Below are 25,943 nucleotides of genomic sequence, written 5' to 3'. Positions count from 1 at the left end.
GTGGCGGGGCCGGCGGTGTCGATCATCGTCGTGGTCCTCTCCAGCAGCTGATCGGGTGACACCCAGCATCTGCATCGGAACCATGAGCGAACCCGGAACGGACCCGGTGCTTCGTTCGAGATCTCGAGTGAAGGCCAGCCGCGCCGACCACGTGTGGCGCAGCTCTCAGCGCCGCGGCAGCCGGACGGTCGCGACCGCTCCCCCGTCGACGCCGTTCTCGAGCGCCGCCGTGCCGCCTGCGCGTTCGGCGATGCCTCGGACCAGGGCGAGTCCGAGGCCGCTCCCACCGAGTGCCGTCCGGGACTCGTCCGCCCGCGTGAACCGGTCGAAGGCCTGCGGCAGGAAGGCCTCCGGGACGCCCGGGCCGTCGTCCGCGACGGTGAGGACGAGCGTGCGGTCCGAGTCCTGCCGGAGGCCGACCCGGACCACACCGCCGTCGGCGCCCGCCGCGATCGCGTTGGACACGAGGTTGTCGACCACGCGGGCGAAGGCAGCCGGTGCCAGACCGTAGCGAGCCTCGGGCTCCTCGATGTCTGCGGTGAAGTCGACGTCACGGGGACCCATCGCATCGATCGCCCGGGCTCGGTCGATCGACGCCATGAGCTCCGACACCAGCTCGGACGCCGGGGTGGACGGCGTCGGCCCGTCTTCGTCGAGGCGGCTCAGCTCGAGCATCGTGTTCGCGAGCGCGACGAGCCGTGCGGCGTCCGACTCGGCTGCGGTCAGCTCCCGTTCCAGGGCCGCCGCGTCTCCGGAGGACCGGTGGGCGAGCTCCAGGCGTGCGGTGAGCGCGGCGAGCGGCGTCCGGAGTTCGTGACTCGCGTCCGAGACCATCCGCCGCTCGCGCTCGGCGTTCTCGCGCTGCCGGTCGAGGAAGGCGTTCAGGGTGCGGGCGAGGCCGGCCAGCTCGTCGTCGGTCCGGCCCACCGGCAGGTGGGCGTCAGAGGACCCGGCGCTGATGGCCTCGGCTGTCCGCCGCATCCGTCCGACCGGTCGGAGCGCCAGGGTGGAGAGCAGCCACGCCGTCCCGCCGAAGGCGACGAGGGCGAGGAGGGTTCCGACGACGAGCGACCGGTCGACGCGCTCCAGGGTCTCGTGTCCTGCCCGACCGTCCTGTGCGGCCCAGACGACGTACGAGCCGGTGTCGTTGCGGACGGGGATCCCGACGACGGTGTTCCGGTGGCCGTGCACGTCGAGCCGGAGCGTGGTCTCGTGCTCCACCGACCGGGGCAGGGCATCGCGCAGGCCGTCCGGGAGCCGGTCGAGTACCCAGTCCCCCGACGATGACCGGATGCCGATGAGCAGTCCCTCGGTCGGCCGGTCGGGCGCCTCCCCCGGGTTCGACCGGAGGTCCGCGACGAACGGCGCCGCGTCGCTCATCGCCAGGGAGCGGTCGGTCTCGAGCGACGCGCGGTCGATCTGCAGGTGCAGCGCGACGGCGCTCGCGACGAGGACGACCGCGCCGACGAGCACGCTCCCGAGCGTGATCCGCGCCCGGATCGACAGGCGACGCAGCAGCCTCACGACGACACGCCCGCCACGACGACCGAGGCCGTCACGAGGCCACGACGTCGAGTGCGTACCCGACCCCGCGCACGGTGCGGATCACCACGTCGGCGTCGGCGGCCTGCAGCTTCTTCCGCACGTAGCTGACGTACTGGTCGACGATCGTCGGGTCGAAGTGCTCGGCGCTCCCCCAGACCTCGTCGAGCACCTCGCTGCGCGACCGGGTCTGCCCGGCGCCCTGCACGAGGAACCGCAGCAGGGAGAACTCCTTCACGCTCAGCGGCAGGTCGCGGCCGCGGACGGTGGCGCGGACGGCCACGGTGTCGAGCCGCACGCCACCTGCCTCGACCACGGTCGGCGTACCGGCGGCACGGCGGCGGAGGTGCGCGCGGATGCGGGCGTTGAGCTCCGCGATCGCGAACGGCTTCGTGAGGTAGTCGTCGGCTCCGGAGTCGAGCCCGAACACCCGGTCGTCGACGGCGTCCCGGGCGGTGACGAGCACGACCGGGAAGTCCTGCCCCATCTCCCGCAGACGACGGCACACCTCGAACCCGGTCATCTCGGGCAGCATGACGTCGATCGCCGCCGCGTCGAACGCACCGGACCGTGCCGCGACGAGCGCCGCGACCCCGTCGGTGACGAGCGTGACCGCGTGCCCCTCGTCACGCAGCCCGCGTTCGACCAGCGCACCCATCTCCGGGTCGTCCTCGACCACCAGGATCTCCGCCATGCACCGTCCCTTCCACCCACATCGTGCCGCATCCGACGGCCGTCGCGCTGGGCGGGTCGTCCGGAGGCGACCGCCTGGAGGCCCGGTGCCGGCCCGGCGGACCGGCTCCGGGCCTCCAGGCGGTCACCGCGGGTGCGCAGGTCAGGCGACGCCCGTCGTCCCGAGCAGCGAACCGATGACGAACGTGGCGGCGAGGGCGATCGCGCCGCCGACCACGACGCGGACGGTGGCACGCGGGACGGAACCGCCGCCGATCCGCGCGCTCGTCGCGCCGGTGAGGGCGAGCGCGAGGAGCACGACGACGAACGTGACCGGGATGCGGGCGCCGTCCGGCGGCAGGAGGATCGCCAGGAGCGGGAGGAGCGCACCGACCGAGAAGGACGCGGCGGAGGCGAAAGCCGCGTGCCACGGACTGACCACCTCGTCCTCGTCGATCCCGAGTTCGGTCGACAGGTGTGCCGCGAGGGCGTCGCGGTCGGTGAGCTCGGTGGCGACCCGCTCGGCCGTGGAGCGCTGCAGGCCGCGGGCCTCCCACAGGCGTGTCAGTTCCTCGAGCTCGGTCTCCGGGTCGTCCGCGAGCTCCTTGCGCTCCTTCTCGATGAGCGCCTTCTGGCTGTCGCTCTGGCTGCTCACCGAGACGTACTCGCCGAGTGCCATCGACACCGCGCCGCCGACGAGTGCCGCGACCCCCGCGGTGGCGATCGCCGGCACGGAGGTCGACGCGCCCGCGACGCCCACGACGATCGAGGCGGTGGAGACGATGCCGTCGTTGGCACCGAGCACCGCGGCGCGGAGCCAGTTGAGCTTCGAGGACAGGCCGCCGGCGTGCGGCTCGCCGTCGTGGTGTTCGGTGTCGGTTCCGGTGTCGGTCACGCCGGCCAGACAACCACGCGGTGAGCGACGCGTTCGTGTGTGTTTTCGAACGATGTCCGAGTGCGGTGACCGGCCTGGGGACGGGCGGGCGGCCCGTCGAGCGGGTTCAGTTGTCGGTGGACGCCGAGGCCGCTCGGCGCGGAACCTGGAAGGGCTCTCGATGAACTGGCAGTACGGGGGCATCCCGCTCCACCCACTGTTCGTCCACCTCACCTCCGTCGCCGTACCGGTCGCCGCGCTGACGGCCATCGCGGTCGCCGCCTGGCCCGCGGCACGACGGTGGCTCGCGGTCGGCGCGCCGGTCATCGGACTCGTCGCACTCGTGTCGGTGCCGCTCGCGACCCAGTCGGGCGAGTGGCTGGAGGAGCACGAGAAGGAGACCGCGCTGCTCGAGCGCCACACGCACCTCGCCGACGGACTGCTGCCGTGGTCCGTCGCGGTCTTCGCGCTGCTCACCCTCTGGTGGGCGTGGCAGCGCTTCGGTGTCACACGGGTCGACAGCAGCGGACTCGTCCGCGTCGTCGGCATCGTGGGACCGGTCCTCCTGATCGCAGCCGGCATCGGCTCGCTCATCGAGGTCGTCGTCATCGGACACGCAGGGGCCGTGTCCGTCTGGAAGGGATAGGGAACAAGATCGATGGAACACGACGAGACGAACACCTGCAGCTACCACATGGGCGGATCGCTACCGGCGGGCGGTGACCACCTCGGTGGGGCGTTCGGGCAGTCGCCGACGCTCGAGCACTGGTACCCCCAGCGGCTCCGCGTCGACGCGCTGCACCGGAACGGGGTGGACGCAGACCCGCTCGGCGCGGACTTCGACTACGCGGCGGCCTTCGCGACGATCGACCTCGAGGAGCTCAAGCGGGACATCAAGACCCTGCTCACCACGAGCGTCGACTGGTGGCCGGCCGACTACGGCAACTACGGCCCCCAGATGATCCGCATGGCCTGGCACGCTGCAGGCACCTACCGGATCGCGGACGGCCGCGGGGGCGCCGGCACCGCGATGCAGCGGTTCGCGCCGATCGGGAGCTGGTGGGACAACGGCAACACCGACAAGTCGCGCCGCCTGCTGCAGCCGATCAAGCACAAGTACGGGAACGCCCTGAGCTGGGCCGACCTCATGGTCCTGACCGGGAACTGCTCACTCGAGCTGATGGGCCTGCCGACCTACGGGTTCGCGGGCGGTCGCCTCGACGCGTGGGAGCCGGACGACGGCACGTGGTGGGGGCCGGAGGTGTGGAACCCGCACGAGGTGCACAGCATGGATGAGATGGTCTCCCGTGACGAGCGGTGGCACGGGCAGAACGGCGACGAGGACTACGACCTGCAGAGCCCGCTCGCCGCCTCGCACCAGGCCCTCATCTACGTCAACCCCGAGGGGCCGTACGCGAACGGCGACCCGATGGGCTCCGCGCGGGACATCCGGATCACCTTCACGCGGATGGCGATGAACGACGAGGAGACCGTCGCCCTCATCGCCGGTGGCCACGCGTTCGGCAAGAGCCACGGGCAGGTGGCGGCGACCGAGATCGGTCCCTCCCCCGAGCTCGCTCCGATCGAGCAGATGGGCCTCGGGTGGCACAACCCGGTCGGGACCGGCAACGCCGAGTACACCTCGACGAACGGCATCGAGGGCAGCTGGACCCAGGACCCGACCCGCTGGGACAACAGCTACCTCGAGAACCTGTTCGGGCACGAGTGGGAGCAGACGAAGAGCCCGGCCGGCGCGCTGCAGTGGACGCCGAAGGACCCGGACGCGCCGCGCACGCCCGACGCCCACGTGCCCGGCAAGGACCACGCCCTGATGATGATGACGTCGGACATCGCGCTGAAGGTCGACCCGGAGTACCGGAAGGTGTGCGAGAAGTTCCTCGCCGACTTCGACACCTTCACGCTGGCGTTCTCGAAGGCCTGGTACAAGCTCACCCACCGTGACATGGGGCCGAGGTACCGGTACCTCGGCCCCGAGGTCACGATCCAGGACGACCTCCTCTGGCAGGACCCCCTGCCCGACGCCGAGGGCGCCCCGATCGGCGACGCGGACGTCGAGGCGCTGAAGGCCGCGGTCCGCTCCGCCGGGATCAGCGCCTCCGACCTCGTGTTCACCGCCTACTCGGCCGCGTCGACCTACCGGGACAGCGACAAGCGCGGCGGTGCGAACGGCGGCCGGATCGCCCTGTCCCCGCAGAAGGACTGGGCGGTGAACGGCCGGACGGTACCGGTGGTCGAGGCACTCCAGCGGATCAAGGAGCAGCACCCGTCGGTGTCGCTCGCCGACCTCGTCGTGCTCGCGGGCTGCGTCGGGGTCGAGGACGCCGCGCGCGACGCCGGCATCGAGGTCACCGTGCCGTTCACGCCCGGTCGGGTGGACACCACGCAGGAGCTCACCGACATCGAGATGTTCGAGTGGCTCCGGCCGATCGCGGACGGCTTCCGGAACTTCCGCTCCGAGCGGTTCGAGCAGTTCGCCCCGGGCGTCGCGCTCGAGCAGGTGTTCCTCGACCGGGCGAACCTGATGACGCTGACCGCGCCCGAGTGGACCGTCCTGACCGGTGGCCTCCGGGCCCTCGGCACGAACTGGGACGGATCCGACGTCGGCGTCCTGACGCACCGGGTCGGCACGCTCACGACGGACTGGTTCGTCAACCTGACCGACACCGACCTGGTGTGGACGAAGACCGACGACAGCGAGACGGTCTTCGCCGGTACCGTCCAGGCGACGGGCGAGCAGCGGTGGACGGCGTCCCGGCACGACCTCGTGTTCGGGTCGAACGCACAGCTGCGGTCGATCGTCGACGTCTACGCCGGCAGCGACGGGCAGGAGCGGTTCGTGCGGGACTTCGTCGCCGCGTGGGACAAGCTCATGATGCTCGACCGGTACGACGTCAAGGGAGCGAAGCGGTACGGCCCGATGGCCGCCTGACACCCTTCCGGACGCGGCGCCCGCTCTGTCACCATGGTGGCGGAGCGGGCGTCGTCGTCCGCGCGGTTCGAAGGAGACCACCATGACCGTCCACCTCAACCCCTACCTGGGGTTCCGCGACTCGGCCCGTCAGGCGCTCGAGTTCTACCACTCGGTGTTCGGCGGGGACCTCCGGATCGGCACCTTCCGGGAGATGGGTGCCGACGTGGCTCCGGACGACGCCGACAAGGTGATGCACGGCCAGCTCGACATCGGGAACGGCCTCGTCCTGATGGCCTCGGACGCCCCCGCCGACCACCCGGTCGACCCCGGCAGCAGCATCTCGGTGGCCCTGAGCGGCGACGAGGTCGAGGCACTGACCCGCTGGTGGCAGGGCCTGTCCGAGGGCGCGACGATCATCGAGCCGTTCACGCAGGCCCCGTGGGGTGACACCTTCGGCATGCTGACCGACCGCTTCGGCACGACCTGGCTGGTCAACGCGACCACCACCCAGCTCGGCTGACGCGGTGCCCGCCGGACGGGAGGCCCGTGGCGGCGCCGCCACGGGCCTCCCGTCCGATGGTGGGCACGCCCAAGGCGTTCCGTCCGTCCCGCGGTGGGACGCGACGCGGACCGCGCCGTGTCCGTAGGCTCGGAGCCATGTCCTACACCGCGGCGGACGACCGCTACGACTCCATGCCCTACCGCCGGACCGGACGGTCCGGCCTCGACCTGCCCCTGCTCTCGCTCGGGTACTGGCACAACTTCGGCGACGACAAGCCGTTCGAGACGCAGCGGGCGATCAGCCGCCGCGCGTTCGACCTCGGCATCACGCACCACGACCTCGCGAACAACTACGGCCCGCCCTACGGCGCCGCCGAGGTGAACTTCGGTCGGCTCATGCGCGAGGACTTCCGGCCCTACCGCGACGAGATGGTCATCTCGACGAAGGCCGGGTGGGACATGTGGCCGGGGCCCTACGGGCAGGGTGGCGGCTCACGGAAGTACGTCCTCGCCTCGCTCGACCAGTCGCTCCAGCGGATGGGCCTCGACTACGTCGACGTCTTCTACTCGCACCGCCTCGACGCCTCGACGCCGCTCGAGGAGACCATGGGCGCGCTGCACACCGCCGTCCAGCAGGGCAAGGCGCTGTACGTCGGGATCTCGTCCTACGACGCCGAACGCTCCCGGCAGGCCGAGGCGATCCTCCGGGACCTCGGCACCCCGCTCCTCATCCACCAGCCGTCCTACTCGATGCTCAACCGGTGGATCGAGGACGAGGGGCTCCTCGACGCCGCCGGCGAACTCGGGTTCGGCGTCATCGGCTTCACCGCGCTCGCGCAGGGGCTGCTCACGGGACGGTACCTCGACGGGGTGCCGGAGGACTCGCGCGCGGCGGCCGGCAAGTCGCTCGACGCCGGGTCGCTGACCCCGGAGGTCGTCGACCACCTGCGGGCACTCGACGACCTCGCGGCCGCGCGCGGTCAGAGTCTCGCACAGCTCGCGCTCGCGTGGGCGCTGCGCGACGAGCGGGTGACCTCGCTCGTGATCGGAGCATCGCGGGTGGAGCAGCTCGAGCAGAACGTCGCGGCGCTCGGCAACCTGACCTTCACGGACGACGAGCTCCGGGCGATCGACGAGCACTCCGTCGGCGTGCTCGACGTCGACCTGTGGTCCGGTGCGCGGTCGGGCCAGGTGAGCTGAGGCGCGACGCGCCCGGTGCGGTGCGGTGCGGTGTGGTGCGGCGCGGTGGAGGTGAACCGGACCACGGAACCGACGTCGAACCAGGGGCAGGACCTGGTTCGATGTCGGTCCTGTGGTTCGACGGCGACTCAGACCGGGAGCGCGACGGGCACCGCAGCCGACGTCCCCGACACCGACGCCGACCGCGCCGCGGGGAGCGTCAGTGCCCGGTGACCGCTCATCGTCTCGAGCACCCGGACGACCTGCCGGCTGTACCCGTACTCGTTGTCGTACCAGACGTAGACCACGACCTGCCCGCCGCCGTCCGCGATGGTCGCCAGGCCGTCGACCACCCCGGCCTTCCGCGACCCGAGGAAGTCGCTCGACACGACCTCGGGCGACTCCACGTAGTCGACCTGGCGGCGGAGCGCCGAGCGCAGCGAGACCTCACGGAGGTACGCGTTGAGCTCCTCCAGGGTCACGCCGCGACCGAGCGTCAACGTCAGGACCGCGATCGACACGTCCGGCGTCGGGACCCGGATCGCACTCCCGGTGAGCTTCCCCGCCAGGGGCGGGTACGCCTTCGCCACAGCCTTCGCGGCCCCGGTCTTCGTCGGCACCATGTTGAGCGCCGCGGACCGACCGCGTCGGGGCCCGGGGTGGTGGTTGTCGGTGAGGTTCTGGTCGTTGGTGAACGAGTGGACCGTCTCCACGTGCCCGTGCGTGATGCCGTACTCGGTCTCGAGCGCGGCGAGCACCGGCGTGATCGCGTTCGTCGTGCACGACGCCGCGGCGACGACCGGCTCGTCCCCGATCGCCTGGTCGTTCACCCCGTGCACGACGTTGGGCACGTCACCGGAGGCGGGAGCGGTCAGCAGCACGCGGGACACACCGGGTGCTGCGAGGTGCTCCGACAGCGACGCCCGATCGGTCCGGACCCCGGTGCTGTCGACGACGATCGCGTCCTCGATGCCGTACGCGGTGTAGTCGACGTCGGACGGCGAGGCCGCGGCGATGAACCGGATGACGGTCCCGTTCGCCGTGATCGTCTGCCCCTCCTGGTCGACGGTGATCGTGCCGTCGAAGGGTCCGTGCACGGAGTCCCGACGCAACAGGCTCGCCCGCTTGACCAGGTCCTCCGGACCCGTGGAGCGCAGGACGACCGCGCGGAGGCGGAGCCCGTACGCGCCTCCCGACCGTGCCAGGAGGATCCGCGCGACGAGCCGGCCGATGCGCCCGAAGCCGTGGATGACGACGTCGCGCGGCGGAGCCGCGTACTGGCCGGTGCCCACGGCTTCGGCGAGGACGAGCCGGAGGTGGTCCTCGAGCTCGAGCGCGTCCTGTCCTCGGAAGCCCGCGTTGCAGACGGCGACGTCGACCACCGACGGACCGAGGTCGAGCGTCGTCAGCGCGTGCAGGACCGGCAGGACCTCGTGCGGCGACAGCTCGACGCCGTCCACGTGCCGCGCGAACCGGTGCAGCTTGAGGATCTCGTGCACCGATCGCCCGACGAGACGGCGCCCGTGGATCGTCGTCACGACGCCGTGTCGTCGGTGGAGTCCGTCGACGATCGGGACCATCGCGGCGGCGACCGACGCCCGGTCGACCCACTCGTCCAGGACCCGGTCGGTGCGGGCGCGGTTCACGCGGCGACCCCGAGGCGCGCCGGGTCGCGCTCAGCTGCTGCCGGAACGGCTGCCGCCGCCTCGAGCCGCGCCCGCAGGCTTCGGAGCTCCGCCCACACCGCGGCGGGGACGGTCGCGCCGAGCGACTCGAAGAACTCCTCGGTCCGGTCCGTCTCGTCGAGCCAGCTGACGGGGTCGACGTCGAAGAGGGCCTGGAGGCTCGTCCCCGACAGCTCGAGACCGTCGACGTCGAGCGCACCCGCCGCCGGCACCGCGCCGAGTGGCGTCGAGCGCGTGGTCGGCGCGTCCGGGTTCGCGACCCGGTCCGCGATCCACGCGAGCACGCGGGCGTTCTCCCCGAAGCCGGGCCAGAGGAACGCGCCGTCCTCGCCCTTCCGGAACCAGTTCACCTGGAAGATCCTCGGAGCGCCCGCGCCGAGCGCGTCGCCGACGTCGAGCCAGTGCTGCCAGTACGCACCCATGTCGTACCCGACGAAGGGCAGCATGCCGAACGGGTCGCGGCGGAGTTCCCCGACCGTGCCCTCCTGCGCGGCGGTGCGTTCGCTCGACACCGTCGCACCGGCGAAGACGCCGTGCGCCCAGCTCTCCGTCTCGACGACGAGCGGCACGTTCGTCGCACGACGACCGCCGAACAGGATCGCGTCGACGGGGACGCCGTCCTGCTCGTACCAGTCGTCCGCGAGGGTCCGGCACTGCTCGATCGGGCTCGTGAAGCGGGCGTTCGGGTGCGCCGCGGGAGTGCCCGTCGCCGGTGTCCAGTGCTCACCACGCCAGTCGATGAGGTGCGCCGGCGGCTCGTCGGTCAGGCCCTCCCACCAGACGTCGCCGTCCTCGGTCAGGGCGACGTTCGTGAAGATCGTCCGCTTGCGCATCGTGTCCACCGCGACCGGGTTCGTCGCGATCGAGGTCCCGGGCGCCACGCCGAAGATGCCGGCTTCCGGGTTGATCGCGGAGAGCCGTCCGTCCGGGCCCGGTCGCAGCCAGGCGATGTCGTCCCCGATCGTCTCGACGCGCCAGCCCGGCAGGGTGGGCTGCAGCATCGCGAGGTTGGTCTTGCCGCAGGCACTCGGGAACGCAGCCGCGAGGTGGAACGCCCGGCCGGCCGGGTCCGTGAGCTTGAGCAGGAGCATGTGCTCGGCGAGCCAGCCCTCGTCGCGGGCTATCGTCGACCCGATCCGGAGCGCGAAGCACTTCTTCGACAGCAGCGCGTTGCCGCCGTAGCCCGAGCCGAACGACCAGATCGCTCGCTCCTCCGGGAAGTGCGAGACGTACTTCGTCGGGTTGCTCGGCCACGCGACGTCCGGCCGCCGAGTGCCGTCGGCGTTGCGGAGCGGGTACCCGACGCTGTGCACGCCCGCGACCCATTCCGTGTCGGGTCCGATGCGCTCGAGCGCATCGTCGCCCACGCGGGCCATCAGCGCGAGCGAGACCGCGGCGTACGCGGAGTCGGTGACCTGCACGCCGAGCTGCGAGATCGCACCGCCGACCGGACCCATCGAGTACGGCACGACGTACATCGTCCGGCCGCGCATGGACTCCGCGAACAGGCCGTCGAGCTCGGCGTGCATCGACCGCGGTTCGCGCCAGTTGTTCGTCGGCCCCGCGTCGGCCGGGTCGCTCGTGCAGATGAAGGTCCGGTCTTCCATCCGGGCGACGTCGTCCGGTGCGCTCCGGGCCAGGAAGCTGTCCGGTCGGAGGCCCGGGTCGAGGCGGATGAGTGCGCCTTCTTCCACCATACGGTCGGTCAAACGGGTCCACTCCGCCTCGGAGCCGTCGCACCAGACGACCTGGTCCGGTCGGGTCAGGAGCGCCGTTCGGACGACCCAGTCGGCGAGCTCGCGGTTCGCCAGCCCGTGCCGGTGTGCACCGTCGGGCACCTCCGCGCTGGGGCACGGCCGCACCGGTGGGTACGCGTGCCGGTGGACGGTCGCGGTCGGGATCGGGCCGGTCTCGGCGTCGCCGAAGCGGCGGTCACTGGTCGGGACGGTCATCGTCATGCTGGTCTCCTCGTCGAGCCCTACGGTGGTCGTGCTCCCCAGCATGCGGGCCGGTCGACGCGCTATGCTCGCGGCCAGACGGAGAAGAACGGCAGTTCTTCACACTCCAGGAAGAGTGACGACATGTCCCACGACGACGGCTCCCAACGACTGCTCGGGCAGTGGATCCGCCACGTGCGCACGACCCGCGGGATGACCCTCGACGTCCTCGGTCGCGCCACCGACCTCGCACCGAGCCGTCTCTCGATGATCGAGAACGGGCTCCGCGAGCCGAAGGTCTCCGTGCTCACGAGGATCGCGGCGGCACTCGACGTCCCGGTGTCCACCCTCACCTCGTCGACGCCGCCGACCGAGCGGGCGCGGTTGGAGCTCGCACTCGCCGCGTACCAGGACGCACCGCTCGCGGCCCGGCTCGACCTGCCCCGCATCGACGTGCGGAGGAGTCTGCCCGACGACGTCCTCGCCAGCGTCGTCGCGCTGCACGAGGCGTTGGAGCGGCGTGTGCAGGAGTCCGCCGTGACGCAGGCCGCCGGTCGGGAGGCGATGATCGCCCTGCGGCTGCAGGGCCAGTCGTCCGACAACTACTACGAGGACATCGAGGACCAGGCCGCCGATCTGCTCGCCACGGTCGAGCGTCCGCCGGGGCCGCTCATGCACCACACGGTCGCGGCGCTGGCATCGAAGCTCGGGTACCGGCTCGTGCACGCCGACGACCTGCCTGCGTCATCGCGCACGATCACCGACCGCGAGCACGGCGTCATCTACCTGCCGCCCGCCGCGACGCCGGGTGGTCGGGGCCTGCGGAGCCTGGCGCTGCAGGCGCTCGCGCACGTGGTGCTCGGGCACCGACCGCCGGCGGACTACGCCGAGTTCCTGCGGCAGCGCATCGAGATCACGGCGTTCGCGGCGGCATGTCTCGTCCCGCGGGACGCCGCCGTGCCGTTCCTGCAGCAGGCGAAGTCCCGCCGGGACATCGCGCTCGAGGACTTCCGTGACGCGTTCGGCGTCACCCACGAGACGGCTGCCCACCGGTTCACGACGCTGGCCACCCGCTTCCTCGACCTCCCCGTGCACTTCGTCCGGGTCCGCCGGTCGGGTGCGATCGTCAAGGGCTACGAGAACGACGGCATCACGTTCCCCACCGACACCGACGGCGGGATCGTCGGGCAGGTCGTGTGTGCGAAGTGGGCGTCCCGGACGGCGTTCGAGGACCGCAACCGCTCCCGGGAGCACTACCAGTACACGGACACGCCGAACGGCACGTACTGGTGCAGCGTGCAGACCGGCACCGACGACGACGAGTTCTCGATCACGCTCGGCACGCCGTTCGCGCACGCACAGTGGTTCCGGGGGCGCGACACGACCGTCCGGCGGCAGTCGAACTGTCCCGACCCGTCGTGCTGCCGCCGGCCACCCGCACCCCTCGAAGCGAAGTGGAAGGACGTCGCGTGGCCGAGCGCGAAGCTCGGGGAGCACGTCCTCGCTCCCCTGCCGACCGGCCGGTTCCCCGGGGTGGACGACGGCGAGGTGTACCGGTTCCTCGAGGCGCACGCCGACTGACGCCGTGCCGGCGGCGGGCCGCGCGTCGGGGCCGACCCGAGCCTCCCGGCCGGTACCGTCGCAGCCATGGTCGGAGCCGACTGCACCTTCTGCCGCAACATCGCTGCCGGTTCGTTCGACGTCGTCGGGGGCGGCGACCGCACGCTCGTCGTGCTCGACCGCCAGCCGATCAACCGCGGACACGTCCTCGTCCTCCCCCGACGGCACGCCGAGGACCTCGCCTCGCTCACCGAGGAGGAGGTCGTGGAGGTCGCGCTCCTGGCGCAGCGGGCGGACCGGGCGGTACGAGCGGTGTTCGGTGGCGTGACGACGGGGACGAACCTCCTCATGTCCAACGGTGCCAGCGCAGACCAGGGCGTGCCGCACGCGCACCTGCACGTCATCCCGCGCCAGGACGGCGACGGCTACGAGTTCCGCGAGGACCTGACCCGGTACCCGCTCGCGCCGCTCGACGACGACGAACGCGACGGCCTCCGCCGGTGCATCGACGGACCGCTGACACAGCCGGACCCATCGTGGACGTGATCGTGCCCCTGCACCCCCTCTGGCGGCCGTTCGCCGCGGGCAGCAACGCCGCGCGGCAGTCGGAGCGCGTCGCCGTCCGACAGACCGAACCCGGCCCCCCGCAGCCGTACGACCCGCGGTGGCCCGAGGCGTACGACCTCGTACGGGACCTCGTCAGGGATGCGCTCGGCGCCGAGCAGCGCATCCAGCACGTCGGCTCCACTGCCGTACCCGGCATGACTGCGAAGCCGGTCATCGACGTCGACCTGCTCGTGCCCGACCTCCGCGACGAGGACGCATGGCTACCGCCGCTCGAAGCCGTCGGGTTCCGCCTCCTCTTCCGGGACGCGATCGCCGGGGACCCGCACCGGCAGCTCACCCTCGGCGAGCCGAACACGAACCTCCACGTCTGGGGGCCGGGTGCGGTCGAGCCGCAGCGTCACCGGCTCTTCGTGGCGTGGTTGTGCGACCACCCCGAGGACCGGCAGGTCTACGCCGAGGCGAAGGCGCGTGCTGTGCGGGGCGAGGACGGACTCCGCTACAACGACGCCAAGGCCGCCGTCGTGTACGACATCTACGAGCGGGCGTTCGCCGCCGACCCGGAGCACGCCCACGACCCGCGTCCGAGATCGTGAGCGCTCGGAGTCACGGAAGGACGCGACTGTGCGGCCACTGATCCTCACCGGCGGCCCTGCCGTCGGGAAGACGACGTGCGCGCGGGCGCTCGCCGCTGAACGGGAGCGTGCCGCGTACATCGACGGCGACGACGTCCGTCAGCTCGTCGTCGCCGGTGCTGCGACGCCGTGGTCCGGACCGGAGGGGACGGCGCAGCACGAGCTGGCTGCCCGGAACACCGCGGCGCTGGCGCGGAACCTCGGCGCGGCGGGCTTCGACGTCACCGCCTCCGACGTCGTCACCGCGGAGGTCCTGCCCGTGTACCGCGAACACCTGCCGGGGTGCTTCATCGTCCACCTGGCCGTCTCCGTCGACGAAGCTCGCGATCGAGCAGCGACCCGTCCGGTCTTCATCACGGACGAGGAGTTCGACCTGCTCCACCGGATGACCGCCGTCCCGCCGGCCGTGGACCTCGTCCTCGACGTCACGGGCATGACGGTCGACGAGCAGATCGAGCGGGTGCGCGGCGCCTGGTTCCAGGCCTGAACGGACACGCCGAGGACGTCGCTGCGCTACCGTTCCCCCATGGAGACGAGCAATCCCCTGGTCCCGGCAACGTACGACCTCGTGTGGTCCGTCGTGGCGGTCATCACCGTGGCGCTCGCCGTCGTCGCGTCGGTGTCGCTGAGCCGGGCCGCTCGACGCCTGTCACCGTGGCTCGCCTTCGCGTGGGCAGCGCTGATCGTCCTGGTGCCCGTCCTGGGTGCGGTGGCCTGGCTCGGCGTGGGTCGACGAACCGAGCCCGGTGTGCGTCCGCCTCGGTAGGCGAACGAGACGCGTCTGCCCTCGCCCCGCACTTGTGCAGCCCCTGGGCACGGCGTGACCGGCACCCGGCAGGATGGACCGGACCACGCGAGCGCGTCGGTCGGAGAGGACACCGTGTCGGACGACACCAGCAACCCTGACCTGCAGGCGATGATCGACCGCGCCGGGCGGCTCACGGCCGACGAGGCAGAGTCACTCGACGTCACCTGGAAGGCCGACGAGCGGATCGTGGTGCCCGAACCGAGCGCGTCGCTCGCCATCCAGGGCGGCGCGGACGGGCGCATGGTCACGAACGCCGACCTCCTCGCCGCCTGGCAGCACGCGCTCGACGCCGCCGGCGCTGCGGGTCGTGCCGAGGAGATCGAGGCGGCCCAGCAGGCCGGACGCGCGGTGCGGCACTCGGACGCCCACCTGCGGGACCGCGCCGGGGCCGAGGAAGCGGTCCGGTCCGCGGTGCTCGCGACCGGCGTGCGCGACCTCATCACGGACGACGAGTACGCCGCGCTGACGACGGCGTGGCGGACGGTGCTCGGCGAGGACCGAACTGCACGATGACCTGGTCCGGTGTCGATGACGCCCAGCGCTACGGCTCGACGGTGCTCGAAGGCGAGCGGGTCCGCTTGCGAGCACTTGAGGACGACGACCTCCCGGACCTGATCCGTTGGTGGCGCGATCCGGAGTGGGCGGTGCTGCAGCAGCTCATCGTGCGTCCGAGGCCTGCCGAGTCCGTCGGCGAGATGTTCCGTGGATGGAGCAGGGGTGAGCGCAGCGGCGAGGTGGGCTTCTCGGTCGTCGACCGGGCGTCCGACGAGCTCCTCGGCCACGTGACCCTCTTCGGGGCGGAGCTCCCGACCCGGGCAGCGACACTGGCCGTGATGATCGGGAGTGAGCACGTGGGCGTCGGTCACGGGACGGACGCGGTCCGGCTCCTGACCGGGTACGGGTTCCGTGAGATGGGGCTGAACCGGATCGAGGTGCGGGTGCACGCGTTCAACGACCGGGCGCGAGCGGTGTACCGCAGGGTGGGCTACCAGGAGGAAGGCGTCCGCCGCGACGCCACGTTCCACGATGGCCGCTTCCACGACGAGGTCGTCATGTCGGCACTCGCACGAGAGTGGGTTCCGCAGCCGTAGCGACGCGGATCCCACGGTCGTGGTCGGCCGCTGCAGGACAGCCGTCGTGACGAGGGGGTCCTGCCGACTCCGGCAGGACCCCCGCGTCACGACGTGGCAGATGCTCAGGCGCCTCAACGCTTCAGGTTCGTCAGCTCCTGCAGCACCTCGTCCGAGGTCGTGATGATTCGGGCGTTCGCCTGGAACCCGCGCTGCGCCACGATGAGGTTCGTGAACTCCTGCGACAGGTCGACGTTCGACATCTCGAGCGTCCCGGCCGCGAGCGAGCCGACGCCGGCGGAGCCCGGGCCGCCGATCGACGCCTGGCCGGAGTTCGCCGTCGCACGGTAGCCCGAGGCGCCGGTCTTCTCGAGACCCGCCGGGTTCGCGAACGTCGCGAGGGCGATCCGGCTGAGGGCGAGCGACGCCCCGTTCGAGAACGTGCCCGTGACGGTGCCGTCCTTCGAGATCGAGTAGCCCTGGAGTGACCCGGCCTCGTGGCCGTTCTGCGACGAGATGGTGGCGGTGTTCAGCGTCGCGAACCCGGTGAGGTCCGACATGTCGACCGCGATGCCACCGACGGTGAGGCTGCCACCGGACGCGACCTTGCCGTCCGCGCCGAACGTGATCGACGAGGTGGCGGTGGCGCCCTGCCCGTTCGTGGCGGTGACGTCCCAGCCCGCGGCGGTGCGCTGGTACGCGATCGACATCGTGTGCTTCGCACCGGACGCGTCGTAGACGGTGGCGTCGCGGGTGACGGTGTCACCGACGGCGGTGTCCGACGGCAGGTTGCCCGTGAGGGCCGCCGTGGTCGTGCGGACCGCGGGTGCGGCTGCGTCGAGCGGGAGCGTGATGTCGCCGAGCTGGCCGTTGGCGTTGACGACACCGTTCACGGCCGGGTAGCCCTGGACGATCTTGCCGTCCGAGGAGACCAGTCGGCCGTCGGCGTCGAAGTCGAACGCGCCGGCGCGGGTGTAGACAGTGTCGTTCCCGAGGCGGGTGACGAAGAAGCCGTCGCCGGAGATCATGAGATCGGTGGCCTTGCCGGTGGCCTGCGCGGACCCCTGGGCGAAGTTCGTGGACACTCCGGCGACCTGCACACCGAGGCCGATCTGCGCGGGGTTGGTGCCGCCGATGCCGGTCTGCGGCCCGCCGGCACCCTGGGTCATCTGCGACAGGGTGTCCTGGAAGACCGTCGACGACGACTTGAAGCCGACCGTGTTGACGTTGGCGATGTTGTTGCCCGTGACGTCGAGCATCTCCTGGTGGGAGCGGAGGCCGGAGATCCCGGAGTAGAGCGAGCGGAGCATGGTGTGTCCCTTTCAGAACGGAAGACGAAGAAGAAGAAGGAGGAGGACGGTCAGGAGGTGGTCTTGATCCCGGAGATCACGTCGAGATCGACCTCCTTCCCGTCCACGGTCACGGTCGGCACGCTCTGCGCGTAGGACACTGCGGTGGCCGTCCCCGTGATCGACTTGCCGGACGTCGCGTCGGTGTAACTGACCTGCTTCCCGACGAGGTTCGCGGCGGCGATCCGCATCTGCAGCGAGAAGTTCTCGTTCGCCGTCGTGGTCTGGTTCGTGATCTGCTCCATCATCGCGAGCTGCGTCTGCTGGCTGATCATCTGGTTGGTGTCCATCGGCGAGGACGGATCCTGGTTCCGGAGCTGTGTGACGAGCAGCTTCATGAACACCTCGGAGTCCATCGTCTGCGACCGGGAGGACGTCTGGTTCGCGGCGAGGGCCGCGGCCTGCGTGGCCTGGTCGACCGAGCCGGAGATGCCGTCGAGGGGCATGGTGTGGTCCTTTCGTGCCGTCGCTCAGGCGAGGACGTCGAGGCCCGCGGTGCGGACGATGGTCGTTGACGGAGGGGGGAGCGTTGCGGGCACGGGTCGTGCCTCCCGGTCGTCGCGGAGCACCTGCGGGCCGGGTGCCGGGCGCTCGTCGCGCCCCGGGGCGGAGTCCGGGTGGTTCTGCGAGGACAGGTCGAGCGTCGTCGACAGCCCGGTGCCCGCGGCGTCGCGTCGGAGGTCCGGCAGGACCTGGCGGACGGCCTCGCGTCCGGCGTCGGACGGCGCGAAGAGCTCGACGTGCATGCTGTGCGCGGTCACGTGGGCGCGCACGGTGACGGGCCCGAGCGCGTCCGGCGTCACCTGCACGGTGATGACGTGCTCGCCGGGCCCCGCGTGCGCGAGCGAGAACACGGGCCGCGAGAGTTGCTGGGTGAAGGTCGCGGGGGCGGCGTTCACCGTCGCGGCTCCGGGGGGCGTCGTCGCCGTCGACCCGATGGTCGTCGGGGTCGGGAACGCCGTCGGTCCCACTCCGGTGCCTGCACCGTCGACGGCCTGGAGGCTCGGCGCGGCTCCGGCACTCGGCCGCCGGTCCGTCCCGGTGCCGCGCTCGTCCGCACCGGTGTGTGTGCTGGTCGCGGTCGCCGCAGCGACGGCGGCGGCCGGGCCGGTGGAGCCGCCGGCGGCATTCGTCGACCCGGGCTGCGGCGGCGCCGTCGGCACGGCGGTCGCGGCCTCCGCTGCGGGTGGCGTCGCGGCAACGGTGGCGGTGGCGGACGCGGCGGCGACGGGGTCGGCCACGGCCGGGGGCGCGGCCGCCGGTCCCAGCGTCGTGGTCGCGGGGGCCCTCGCCGGCGACGGGGTGGCTGCCACGGGCGACGAGGTGACGGCTGTCGGGGCGGTGGTCCGTGCGGTGCCGGTCCCCGACGGAGCGTCCGCGGCCGACGTGCCCGGGGCCGTCGTGGCCGGACCCGCAGCGGTGACGGGCGTCGGTGTCGACGTGGCGTCGTGCAGCGGCGCACCGGCGCGGGCCACGGCCGTGGCGGTGCCGGACGGCCTGCCGCTCGTGGGGGTCGAGACCGCGGCGGTCACACCGGCGGGGGTCGAGGATGCCAGCGGTCCCCCGCTCGGCTGGTCGGCCGCGGCCCCGTCGGTGGCTGCGGCGGTGCCGACGGCGGCCTGCCCGTCCGTGGCGGGGACGGCCGGGGTCGTCGCGGGAGCACTCGTGGTCGTGGTCGCGAGCACCACCCCGGCCGCCGAGACGGCGAACGGCACCGCGCCGGCGGCGGACGCGCTGCTCGCGGGGACCGGAGTCGTCGTACCGGTCGCGTCCGCGGCGACGGCAGCAGCGTCCACGGCCGGCACGCCGTCCGCACCGGTCGCTCCGTGGGCGGACGAGGCGGCGGTGGAGGACCCCTCGGCGTCGAGCCCGTCGTGACCACGGCGCTGCAGCGTGGTGGTCGTCGGTCCGTGGCCCGGTGCTGCCTCCGAGGTGTCGTGGCGCCCGGACCGAGCGCCCGCTCCCGCTCCCGCTCCGACCTGCGACCCGGCGAGGACGACCCCGAACGCTGCTCCCCCGTCGCCAGGACGAGCCGGTGCCGTCCGGTCGGCCGGAGCCGACGTGGGTGCGGTGGTGGCGATCATCGTGCTCATGCGGCGCTCCCGGACTGCATCAGGGCCATCAGCGCGGCGGTCTGGAGGTCCGTGCCGGACCCCGCGGTGCCCGATCCGGCGGCACCGGCGCTGCCGACCGCGGCCGTCCGGGCGGCGTCCTGCGCGGACGGCACGATGCGGCGGATGGTCGCGATGTCGGCATCGGAGTACCAGTTGTCCACGATCCGGACGTCCTTGCCCGGACGGGGCGCGTGCAGGACCTTGCCGTCGCCGACGTAGATCACGATGTGCTGTTCGCCCTTGGGCACGATGAGGTCGCCGGGCTGCGCGTCCTTGAGCGACCCGACCGGGACGCCCATGTCCGCCTGGTCCGGCACGACCCGCGGCATGGTGACGCCGAGGTCCTTGAAGACGGTCTGCACGAGGCCGGAGCAGTCCATACCGGCGGTCGTCGTCCCGCCGAACACGTACGGGACGCCGAGGTACTTCTTCGCGTCCGCGACGACGTCCGCCCCGGTCGCGCCGCTGCCGGTGGCGACCGTGCCCTTCCCGGCGTCGACCGAGGTGGCGGGCTTCGCCCCCGCGAGCCCGGCGGCAGCGGTGAGACCGGCAGCGCCGGTGGTCGATCCCGTGCCCGTGTCGTTCGCGGTGGCGAGGGCGTCGGCGAACGCGGTCGACGCGTCAGCGGACGTGGCGGAGCCGGCCGACGAGGTCGTGTCGACCGTCCCCGTCCGCAGGGCGTCGATCTGGCCCTGGATCTCGGAGATCCGGGAGAGCACGGCGTCCACGCTCATCGGGCACCACCTTCCGTGCGGCTCCGTGCCGCGATCTCGTCGAGGGCGTTCTGTTCGGTGCGGAGTTCCTCCGCCGTGGCCGCGACGGTGTGCTGCTCCTCGAGCTTCTCGAGCCCGAGGGCGGACCGGCGTGCGGTGTTGTACGCGTCCTGGGCGCGGTCGGCGTCGGCGCGGCGGCTCTGCACCACGGCGTCGAGCTCCTCGAGCATCCCGCGCGTGGCGGCCCGGGCCGCGGCGACCGCGCTGAGGGTCGCGGCGTCGTGCACGGGCTGCGCGTCGGCCTGGTCGGCGAGGGAGCGGCGGGCGGCGACCCGGGCGTCGGCGGCGTCGCGGAGCCGTTCGTTCGCGGCGGCGAGTCCGGCGGCGGCACGGTCCTGTTCGGCGTGCCGGAGTCGGAGGAGCCCGGCGAGCGGGAACTTCCTGGCCATCAGGCTCCACCCCCGACACCGAGCATGCGGACCAGGGAGCCGAGGGCGTCCCACGACGCGGCCGCTGTGATCCGCTCGTCCATGCCCTGCCGGAGGAACGCGTCGATCGCGTCCTGGTGGTCGACCGCGGCGTCCACGAGCGGGTTCGTCCCGCGCTGGTAGGCGCCGACGTCGAGCAGGTCCTGCGCGGCACGGCGGGCTGCCATCACCGTCCGGAGCGCGGTCACGGCGTCCCGCTGCTGGCGCGACGTCACCTTCGAGGCCACCCGTGACACCGAGCCGAGCGCGTCGACCGACGGGAAGTGGCCGGTGACGGCGAGCTTGCGGTCGAGGACGACGTGCCCGTCGAGGATGCTGCGGGCGGCGTCGGCGATCGGCTCGTTGTGGTCGTCGCCGTCCACGAGCACGGTGTAGAGCCCGGTGACGCTCCCGATGCGGTCGGTGCCGGCACGCTCGAGCAGTCCGGCGAGCACCGAGAACGTCGACGGCGGGTAGCCCCGGGTGGCCGGCGGCTCCCCGACCGACAGGCCGATCTCCCGCTGGGCCATGGCGACCCGGGTGAGCGAGTCCATCATGAGCACGACGTCCTGGCCTGCGTCGCGGAACGACTCGGCGATCCGCGTGGCGACGAACGCCGCGCGGAGGCGCATGAGGGCGGGCTCGTCGGAGGTCGACACGACGACGATGGACCGGGCGAGCCCCTCCGCCCCGAGGTCGTCCTCGAGGAACTCGCGCACCTCGCGGCCGCGCTCCCCGACGAGGGCGATGACGTTGACGGTCGCGTCGCTCCCCCGCGCGATCATCGACAGCAGCGAGGACTTGCCCACGCCCGAGCCCGCGAACAGGCCCATGCGCTGCCCGCGACCGACGGTGGTCAGGGTGTCGAGCACGCGGACGCCGAGCTGCATCGGCGTGTCGATGCGGGCGCGCCCCATGGCGTTCGGCGTCGGGTGGTCGAGCGGCACCAGGGCGTCGGAGTGGAGTGGTCCGCGGCCGTCGATCGGGCGACCGAGCCCGTCGAGCACCCGCCCGAACAGCCCGGCGCCGGTCGGGACCAGCACGGGGCGACCGGTTGGTCGGACGGGTGTGCCGGCGGTGACCCCGACGAGCCGACCGAGCGGCATGCACCGCACACCGGACGGGTCGGCGGCGACGACCTCGACGGCCGTCTGCGGTGCCCCCTCCGCACCGACGAGGACGACCTCGCCGACGTGGGCGTCGAGCCCCGCGACCGTGAGACCGAGCCCGACGGCGCTCGTCACGACGCCCTGCCGCACGGGCCGTGCCTGGGCGACGGCGTCGTCGAGGAGCCGCGGTCGGAGGATCGTCGCGGTCACCGGGCACCGCCCAGGGCCCCGCGGGCGCGGTCGAGCGCGGCACCGATGCGGGCATCGAGCAGCCCGTCCGGCAGGTCGACGACGGCGTCGCCGTCGGAGAGCGACGCGTCGCCGACGACGGGGACGACCGTGTCCAGGTCGGCGATCCGCTCTGCGTCGGCGACGCTCACCCGCACACGCAGCGCGACCGTCGCGTCGACCGAGGCGAGCGCCCGCAGGACGGTGGCCTCGGCGCCGGACGCGCACGGTGCCTCCCGGCCGTCGTCGGTGGTGTCCGTCGGCCTGGAGGCACGGATCGCGTACCCCACGACCGCCTCGGCCAGGTCCAGGGCCGCGTCCGCGAGCGACGCCTCGGCGTCGCGGAGGACCGGCACGACCTGCGAGAGCAGGGCGTTCGTCGCGGCGTCGAGCACGGCGACACGCCGGACGGTGTCGGCGGTGAGCGACGCGAGGCGCTGGTCGTGCTCGGCCTGCAGCCGGACGTGCAGTGCGGCGGTCTCGGCCTGCGCGGCACGGAGTCCGGCTGCGTAGCCTGCAGCGTGCCCGCGCACCTCGGCCGCCGGATCGGCGGTGGGGACAGCGTCGGCGCCGAGGACCGGGAACGTCATGCGCCGGACGGTCTGGTCAGTCAACGAGCTCGTCCTCCTCGGCACGGTGGACGGTGATGACGCCCTGGGCCTCGAGTTCGCGGACCGAACGGACGACCTCGGCGCGGGCCTCCTCGACCTGGGACACGCGGATCGGACCCATCGCCTGCAGCTCGTCGTCCAGGAGCTCGCGGTTGCGCTCGGACACGTTGGCGCGGATGGTCTCGACGACCGGACCGGCAGCACCCTTCATGGCGGTCGCGAGGATCTTCGAGTCGATGCCGCGGAGCACCTGCTGGATGTCCCGTGCCTCGAGCTTGACGATGTCCTCGAAGGTGAGCATCCGGGACCGGATGTCCTCGGCCAGCTCGGGATCGCGTGCCTCGAGGCCGTCGAGCACCGCCTTCTCGGTCGCGACGTCCGAGCGGTTGATGATCTCGACGAGCGGCGCGATGCCACCGACGACCTCGACGCTCTCGCGGGGCGACACCACGGCACCGGCGCGCTGCCGGAGCACCCCGGCGACGATCCCGACGGCCTCCGGGGTGGCGGACCCCATGGTGGCGAACGCCTGCGCGACGTCGGTCCGGGCGCGCTCGTCGACCCCGGCGAGCACAGCGCTCGCCTGCCCGGGCTTCAGGTGGGCGAGGACGAGCGCGATGGTCTGCGGCAGTTCGCCCTCGAGCAGGGTGACGACCTGGCCGGGCTCGGCGTCGTCGAGGAAGTCGAACGACTGCCCAGCGAGGTTCGACGCCAGCCGGTCCATCACACCGGCGGCGCGCTCGGCTCCGAACGAGGCCTCGAGGAGCCCCATCGCGGTCTCCTTGCCGCCGCGCTTCTGCATGCGGCCGCTCTGGGTCATGCGGTGGAACTCGGTCATCGTGCGGTCGACGACGGTGTCGTCGACGCGACGCATCCGCACGATCTCGGCGGAGATCTCCTCGGCCTCGAGCTCGGTGAACTGCTTCATGACCTCGGCGGCGCGGTCGGTCTCCATCTGCATGAGGATGAGCGCGACCTTCTGCGCGCCGGTCAGCTGACGGTCGCCCCCGCTCGGGCCGCTGCCGCCGGGTCCGCCGGGGCTCGGGACGAGGGCGCTCACACCGACGCCCGGTCGTCGAGCAGGCCGCGGAGGAGGTCGGCGGTCCGCTTCGGGTCGCGTTCGGCGAGGGACTGGATCTCCTGGCGGCGACGCTCGGCGCTGATGTCCTCGGTGGTGAGGAGCTCGGTCGGCGCGTCGTCGACGGGCAGCGTCGGCAGCGCGACGGTCGGGGCGTCGCCGGCGCGGAGGGCGTCAGGCTCGTCCACCGCGAGGGGCAGCTGGAACGTCTCCCCCGCGAACGCGTCGAGCTCGCCGAGATCGACGGCCTCGCGCTCCTGACGCCGGGCGCGTCGGGCGATCACCCACATGACCGCGATGAGCGCGAGGAGGCTGCCGATGACGATGCCCGCGGTCCGGATCGTCGCCCAGAGCGAGGCCTGCTGGTCGGCCTGCTGCTGCGCCTTGAGCGCGGCGGCGGCCTGCGCGGCGGCGGTCGTGTCGAAGTCCATCATCGCGACGGCGACCTTGTCCCCGCGGTTCGTGTCGACGCCGGCGGCCCGGGACACGAGGTCGTTGATGCTCTGCAGGTTCGCGTTCTGCACGCTCGCGGCCTTCGAGTTCAGCGCGACGGAGATCGACTGGTTCTCCAGTGCCCCGGCCGGGATCTGCGTCGTCTCGGTCGTGTGGTCGACGGCGTTGTTCTTCGTCGCGGACTCGTTCTTGTAGTCGTTGCCGGTGCCGCTGCTCGCGGTGCCGTTCGGGACCGCGATGTTGTCCGGGCCGAGGACGCCGGTGGCCCCCGCACCGCCCGCACCCGAGCCGGCGCCGTACTGCTCGGTCGTGCTCGACTCGTTCAGGGCGACCGGGCCGCTCGTCGGCGCGGCGAACGACTCCGAGGTCTTCGTGCCGGTGTTCTGGTTCATCGTCGCCGACACGACGACGGTCGCGTTGCCCGCGCCGAGGGTCGTGTCGAGGAGGTCCTGGATCTTCTTGCTCGTCGCCTGGTCGTAGTCGGCCGCCTGGTCGGTCCCGCTCCCGGCTGCGCCCGTGCCGACGGCCGAGAGGGTCTGCCCCTTCGAGTCAACGACGGACACGTCGGTCGGCTGCATGCCCTCGACCGCGGCGCTCGTCAGGTGCACGATCGCCTGCACCTGGTCGGAGCTGAGCTGCGCGCCGTTCTTCGTGGCGATGAACACCGACGCCGTCGGGTCCTTCTCCTCCGAGACGAACACGGTCTTCTCCGGGATCGCGAGCTGCACCGAGGCGGTCTGCACGCCGTCCATCGCCTGGATCGTCTTCGCGAGCTCGCCCTCGATCGCGCGCTTGTAGGTGACGTTCTGCTGGAACTCGGAGCTCGTCACGCCCATCTGGTCGAGGAGCGAGTAGCCGCCCTCGTTGGACGACGGGAGGCCGTTCGCCGCGGCCTTGAGCCGCTCGGAGTACACGGAGCCCTGCGGCACGAGGATCGTCGCCCCGCCGTCGGTGAGCTGGTACGGCACGCCGTCGGTGGTGAGCTGGTCGGTGACGCTCGCGGCGTCCGCCGCTGCGAGGCCGGTGAAGAGCGGCGCGTAGGACGCCTTGCCGAGCCAGCTGGCGAGCGCGATGCCGCCGAGCACGAGCGCGGCGACGACGAGGATCGCGATGGTGCGCTGGGCAGCGCTGAACCCCTTGACGTAGGCGGCGAGGCGCGCCCAGACGTTCTTGACGGCGACGGGCATCAGGCCTGCATCCTCATGATCTCATTGAAGGCGTCGACGCCCTTGTTGCGGACGGCCGCGACGAGCTCGAGCGTGACCTGCGCGCGGGTGGCGGCGATCGTGGCGTCGTGGATGTCGTCGAGGTTGCCGGTGACGGCCTTGAGCGCGAGCGTCTTCGAGTCGCTCTGCAGCTGCTGGAGGCCGTCGACCGCGTTCCCGAGGCTCGCGGCGAAGCCGTCGCCGGACGTGCCGGTCGCGGTGGTCGTCCCGACCCCGGTCGCGCCGACGGCACCGGCGCCGGTCGCGGCGTCGGTCGCGCCGGCGAAGGCACGGGTCATCGCGTTGGTGGTCACACCGTTCACGGCGTCGATGGGCATCAGTTCTTCCCGATCTGCAGTGCCGCCTCGTAGGCGGTCTTGGCACGGTCGACCACGGCGGCGTTCGCCTGGTAGCCGCGCTGGGCCATGATGAGGTCCGCCATCTGCGTCCCGAGGTCGATGTCCGGCATCCGGACGTAGCCCTCGGCGTTCGCGAGCGGGTTGTCCGGGTCGTAGGTCACACGACCGGCGGCGCTGCCGAACGCGGCGCCCTTCACGTAGGCGCCGGAGACGCCGGCACCCTCCTGGACCTCGACGTAACGGGCCTGGAATGCGGAGTCGTCCATGGACCGCACGGTGTTGACGTTGGCGATGTTGT

27 protein-coding genes are annotated in these 25,943 nt (G+C 72.3%); 11 read left to right on the top strand and 16 right to left on the bottom strand.

All coding sequences use genetic code 11. From position 1 onward, the window contains the following. Positions 1-165: 165 nt before the first annotated feature. The 3 genes from NS184_RS03135 to NS184_RS03125 form a co-directional block, all read right to left on the bottom strand. Complete coding sequence (locus NS184_RS03135; RefSeq protein ID WP_058724690.1) at positions 166-1,524, bottom strand: sensor histidine kinase; 1,359 nt, start codon at positions 1,522-1,524, stop codon at positions 166-168. Between the two features lie 31 nt (positions 1,525-1,555). Then, positions 1,556-2,236, bottom strand: a complete 681-nt coding sequence (locus NS184_RS03130; RefSeq protein ID WP_058724689.1) for a response regulator transcription factor — start codon at positions 2,234-2,236, stop codon at positions 1,556-1,558. Positions 2,237-2,377: 141 nt separating this feature from the next. Next, positions 2,378-3,109, bottom strand: a complete 732-nt coding sequence (locus NS184_RS03125) for a VIT1/CCC1 transporter family protein (protein WP_058724688.1) — start codon at positions 3,107-3,109, stop codon at positions 2,378-2,380. Between the two features lie 160 nt (positions 3,110-3,269). Between NS184_RS03125 and NS184_RS03120 the strand changes: the two genes are divergently transcribed. The 4 genes from NS184_RS03120 to mgrA all read left to right on the top strand — a co-directional run bounded on the left by NS184_RS03120 (position 3,270) and on the right by mgrA (position 7,721). Beyond that, the gene (locus tag NS184_RS03120) at positions 3,270-3,734 is read left to right on the top strand and encodes a DUF2231 domain-containing protein (protein WP_058724687.1); all 465 of its coding nucleotides are present in this window, start codon (positions 3,270-3,272) and stop codon (positions 3,732-3,734) included. A 12-nt stretch (positions 3,735-3,746) separates the two neighbouring features. Then, positions 3,747-6,038 carry a catalase/peroxidase HPI gene (gene katG / locus NS184_RS03115; RefSeq protein WP_058724686.1) on the top strand — a complete coding sequence of 764 codons (2,292 nt, stop codon included), beginning with the start codon at positions 3,747-3,749 and terminating at the stop codon, positions 6,036-6,038. An 82-nt stretch (positions 6,039-6,120) separates the two neighbouring features. Continuing rightward, entirely contained in the window at positions 6,121-6,540 is a 420-nt protein-coding gene (locus NS184_RS03110) for a VOC family protein (protein ID WP_058724685.1), read from the top strand. A gap of 137 nt (positions 6,541-6,677) precedes the next feature. Further along, positions 6,678-7,721, top strand: coding sequence for an L-glyceraldehyde 3-phosphate reductase (mgrA, locus tag NS184_RS03105; protein WP_058724684.1), 1,044 nt, complete (start codon positions 6,678-6,680; stop codon positions 7,719-7,721). Positions 7,722-7,849: 128 nt separating this feature from the next. On the opposite strand, the gene NS184_RS03100 is transcribed toward mgrA, so the two are convergent. Both NS184_RS03100 and NS184_RS03095 read right to left on the bottom strand, forming a co-directional pair. Further along, on the bottom strand, positions 7,850-9,346 hold the full coding sequence (locus tag NS184_RS03100; protein ID WP_058724683.1) for a glyceraldehyde-3-phosphate dehydrogenase: 1,497 nt from the start codon (positions 9,344-9,346) through the stop codon (positions 7,850-7,852). Then, positions 9,343-11,343, bottom strand: coding sequence for a phosphoenolpyruvate carboxykinase (GTP) (locus NS184_RS03095; protein WP_242862954.1), 2,001 nt, complete (start codon positions 11,341-11,343; stop codon positions 9,343-9,345). Before NS184_RS03095 ends, NS184_RS03100 begins: the two co-directional genes overlap by 4 nt. A gap of 123 nt (positions 11,344-11,466) precedes the next feature. On the opposite strand from NS184_RS03095, the gene NS184_RS03090 reads away from it, so the two are divergent. The 7 genes from NS184_RS03090 (at position 11,467) to NS184_RS03060 (ending at position 15,980) form a co-directional block, all read left to right on the top strand. After that, complete coding sequence (locus NS184_RS03090) at positions 11,467-12,903, top strand: helix-turn-helix transcriptional regulator (RefSeq protein ID WP_058724682.1); 1,437 nt, start codon at positions 11,467-11,469, stop codon at positions 12,901-12,903. A gap of 66 nt (positions 12,904-12,969) precedes the next feature. After that, positions 12,970-13,428 (top strand): HIT family protein, encoded by a 459-nt coding sequence (locus tag NS184_RS03085; protein ID WP_058724681.1) that lies wholly within the window; start codon positions 12,970-12,972, stop codon positions 13,426-13,428. A gap of 2 nt (positions 13,429-13,430) precedes the next feature. Next, positions 13,431-14,042, top strand: a complete 612-nt coding sequence (locus NS184_RS03080) for a GrpB family protein (RefSeq protein ID WP_193750378.1) — start codon at positions 13,431-13,433, stop codon at positions 14,040-14,042. Positions 14,043-14,070: 28 nt separating this feature from the next. Further along, positions 14,071-14,568, top strand: coding sequence for a hypothetical protein (locus NS184_RS03075; RefSeq protein ID WP_058724679.1), 498 nt, complete (start codon positions 14,071-14,073; stop codon positions 14,566-14,568). A gap of 39 nt (positions 14,569-14,607) precedes the next feature. Next, positions 14,608-14,847: a PLDc N-terminal domain-containing protein gene (locus tag NS184_RS03070; RefSeq protein WP_058724678.1), complete on the top strand. Its 240-nt coding sequence runs from the start codon at positions 14,608-14,610 to the stop codon at positions 14,845-14,847. A gap of 114 nt (positions 14,848-14,961) precedes the next feature. Further along, complete coding sequence (locus NS184_RS03065; RefSeq protein WP_152998032.1) at positions 14,962-15,402, top strand: hypothetical protein; 441 nt, start codon at positions 14,962-14,964, stop codon at positions 15,400-15,402. Continuing rightward, on the top strand, positions 15,399-15,980 hold the full coding sequence (locus NS184_RS03060) for a GNAT family N-acetyltransferase (protein WP_058724676.1): 582 nt from the start codon (positions 15,399-15,401) through the stop codon (positions 15,978-15,980). The genes NS184_RS03065 and NS184_RS03060 overlap by 4 nt, the downstream gene beginning before the upstream one ends. Positions 15,981-16,093: 113 nt before the next feature. Here the strand turns inward: NS184_RS03060 and NS184_RS03055 are convergent, their stop codons facing one another. The 11 genes from NS184_RS03055 to NS184_RS03000 all read right to left on the bottom strand — a co-directional run. Next, positions 16,094-17,269 carry a flagellar hook protein FlgE gene (locus NS184_RS03055; RefSeq protein ID WP_058724675.1) on the bottom strand — a complete coding sequence of 392 codons (1,176 nt, stop codon included), beginning with the start codon at positions 17,267-17,269 and terminating at the stop codon, positions 16,094-16,096. A gap of 50 nt (positions 17,270-17,319) precedes the next feature. Then, entirely contained in the window at positions 17,320-17,754 is a 435-nt protein-coding gene (locus NS184_RS03050; RefSeq protein WP_058724674.1) for a flagellar hook assembly protein FlgD, read from the bottom strand. Positions 17,755-17,778: 24 nt separating this feature from the next. Next, positions 17,779-19,401, bottom strand: coding sequence for a flagellar hook-length control protein FliK (locus tag NS184_RS17690; protein WP_152998031.1), 1,623 nt, complete (start codon positions 19,399-19,401; stop codon positions 17,779-17,781). Beyond that, on the bottom strand, positions 19,398-20,156 hold the full coding sequence (locus NS184_RS03035) for a C40 family peptidase (RefSeq protein WP_083513407.1): 759 nt from the start codon (positions 20,154-20,156) through the stop codon (positions 19,398-19,400). The genes NS184_RS17690 and NS184_RS03035 overlap by 4 nt, the downstream gene beginning before the upstream one ends. Continuing rightward, on the bottom strand, positions 20,153-20,584 hold the full coding sequence (locus NS184_RS03030) for a flagellar FliJ family protein (RefSeq protein ID WP_058724670.1): 432 nt from the start codon (positions 20,582-20,584) through the stop codon (positions 20,153-20,155). Before NS184_RS03030 ends, NS184_RS03035 begins: the two co-directional genes overlap by 4 nt. Continuing rightward, the gene (locus tag NS184_RS03025; RefSeq protein ID WP_058724669.1) at positions 20,584-21,921 is read right to left on the bottom strand and encodes a FliI/YscN family ATPase; all 1,338 of its coding nucleotides are present in this window, start codon (positions 21,919-21,921) and stop codon (positions 20,584-20,586) included. Before NS184_RS03025 ends, NS184_RS03030 begins: the two co-directional genes overlap by 1 nt. Next, complete coding sequence (locus NS184_RS03020; protein WP_058724668.1) at positions 21,918-22,529, bottom strand: hypothetical protein; 612 nt, start codon at positions 22,527-22,529, stop codon at positions 21,918-21,920. Before NS184_RS03020 ends, NS184_RS03025 begins: the two co-directional genes overlap by 4 nt. A gap of 16 nt (positions 22,530-22,545) precedes the next feature. Further along, positions 22,546-23,610, bottom strand: coding sequence for a flagellar motor switch protein FliG (gene fliG / locus NS184_RS03015; RefSeq protein WP_083513406.1), 1,065 nt, complete (start codon positions 23,608-23,610; stop codon positions 22,546-22,548). Then, complete coding sequence (gene fliF, locus NS184_RS03010) at positions 23,607-25,268, bottom strand: flagellar basal-body MS-ring/collar protein FliF (protein WP_058724667.1); 1,662 nt, start codon at positions 25,266-25,268, stop codon at positions 23,607-23,609. The genes fliG and fliF overlap by 4 nt, the downstream gene beginning before the upstream one ends. Next, positions 25,268-25,624 (bottom strand): flagellar hook-basal body complex protein FliE, encoded by a 357-nt coding sequence (gene fliE, locus NS184_RS03005; RefSeq protein ID WP_058724666.1) that lies wholly within the window; start codon positions 25,622-25,624, stop codon positions 25,268-25,270. The genes fliF and fliE overlap by 1 nt, the downstream gene beginning before the upstream one ends. Next, positions 25,624-25,943 (bottom strand): flagellar basal body rod protein FlgC (locus NS184_RS03000; protein WP_058724665.1); only part of this gene is annotated, 320 nt, incomplete at its 5' end. The genes NS184_RS03000 and fliE, both read right to left, overlap by 1 nt.

This window comes from Curtobacterium luteum, assembly GCF_001475545.1.
Classification (GTDB): Bacteria; Actinomycetota; Actinomycetes; order Actinomycetales; family Microbacteriaceae; genus Curtobacterium; species Curtobacterium luteum_A.
This window is presented reverse-complemented; position numbering and strand designations above follow the sequence as displayed.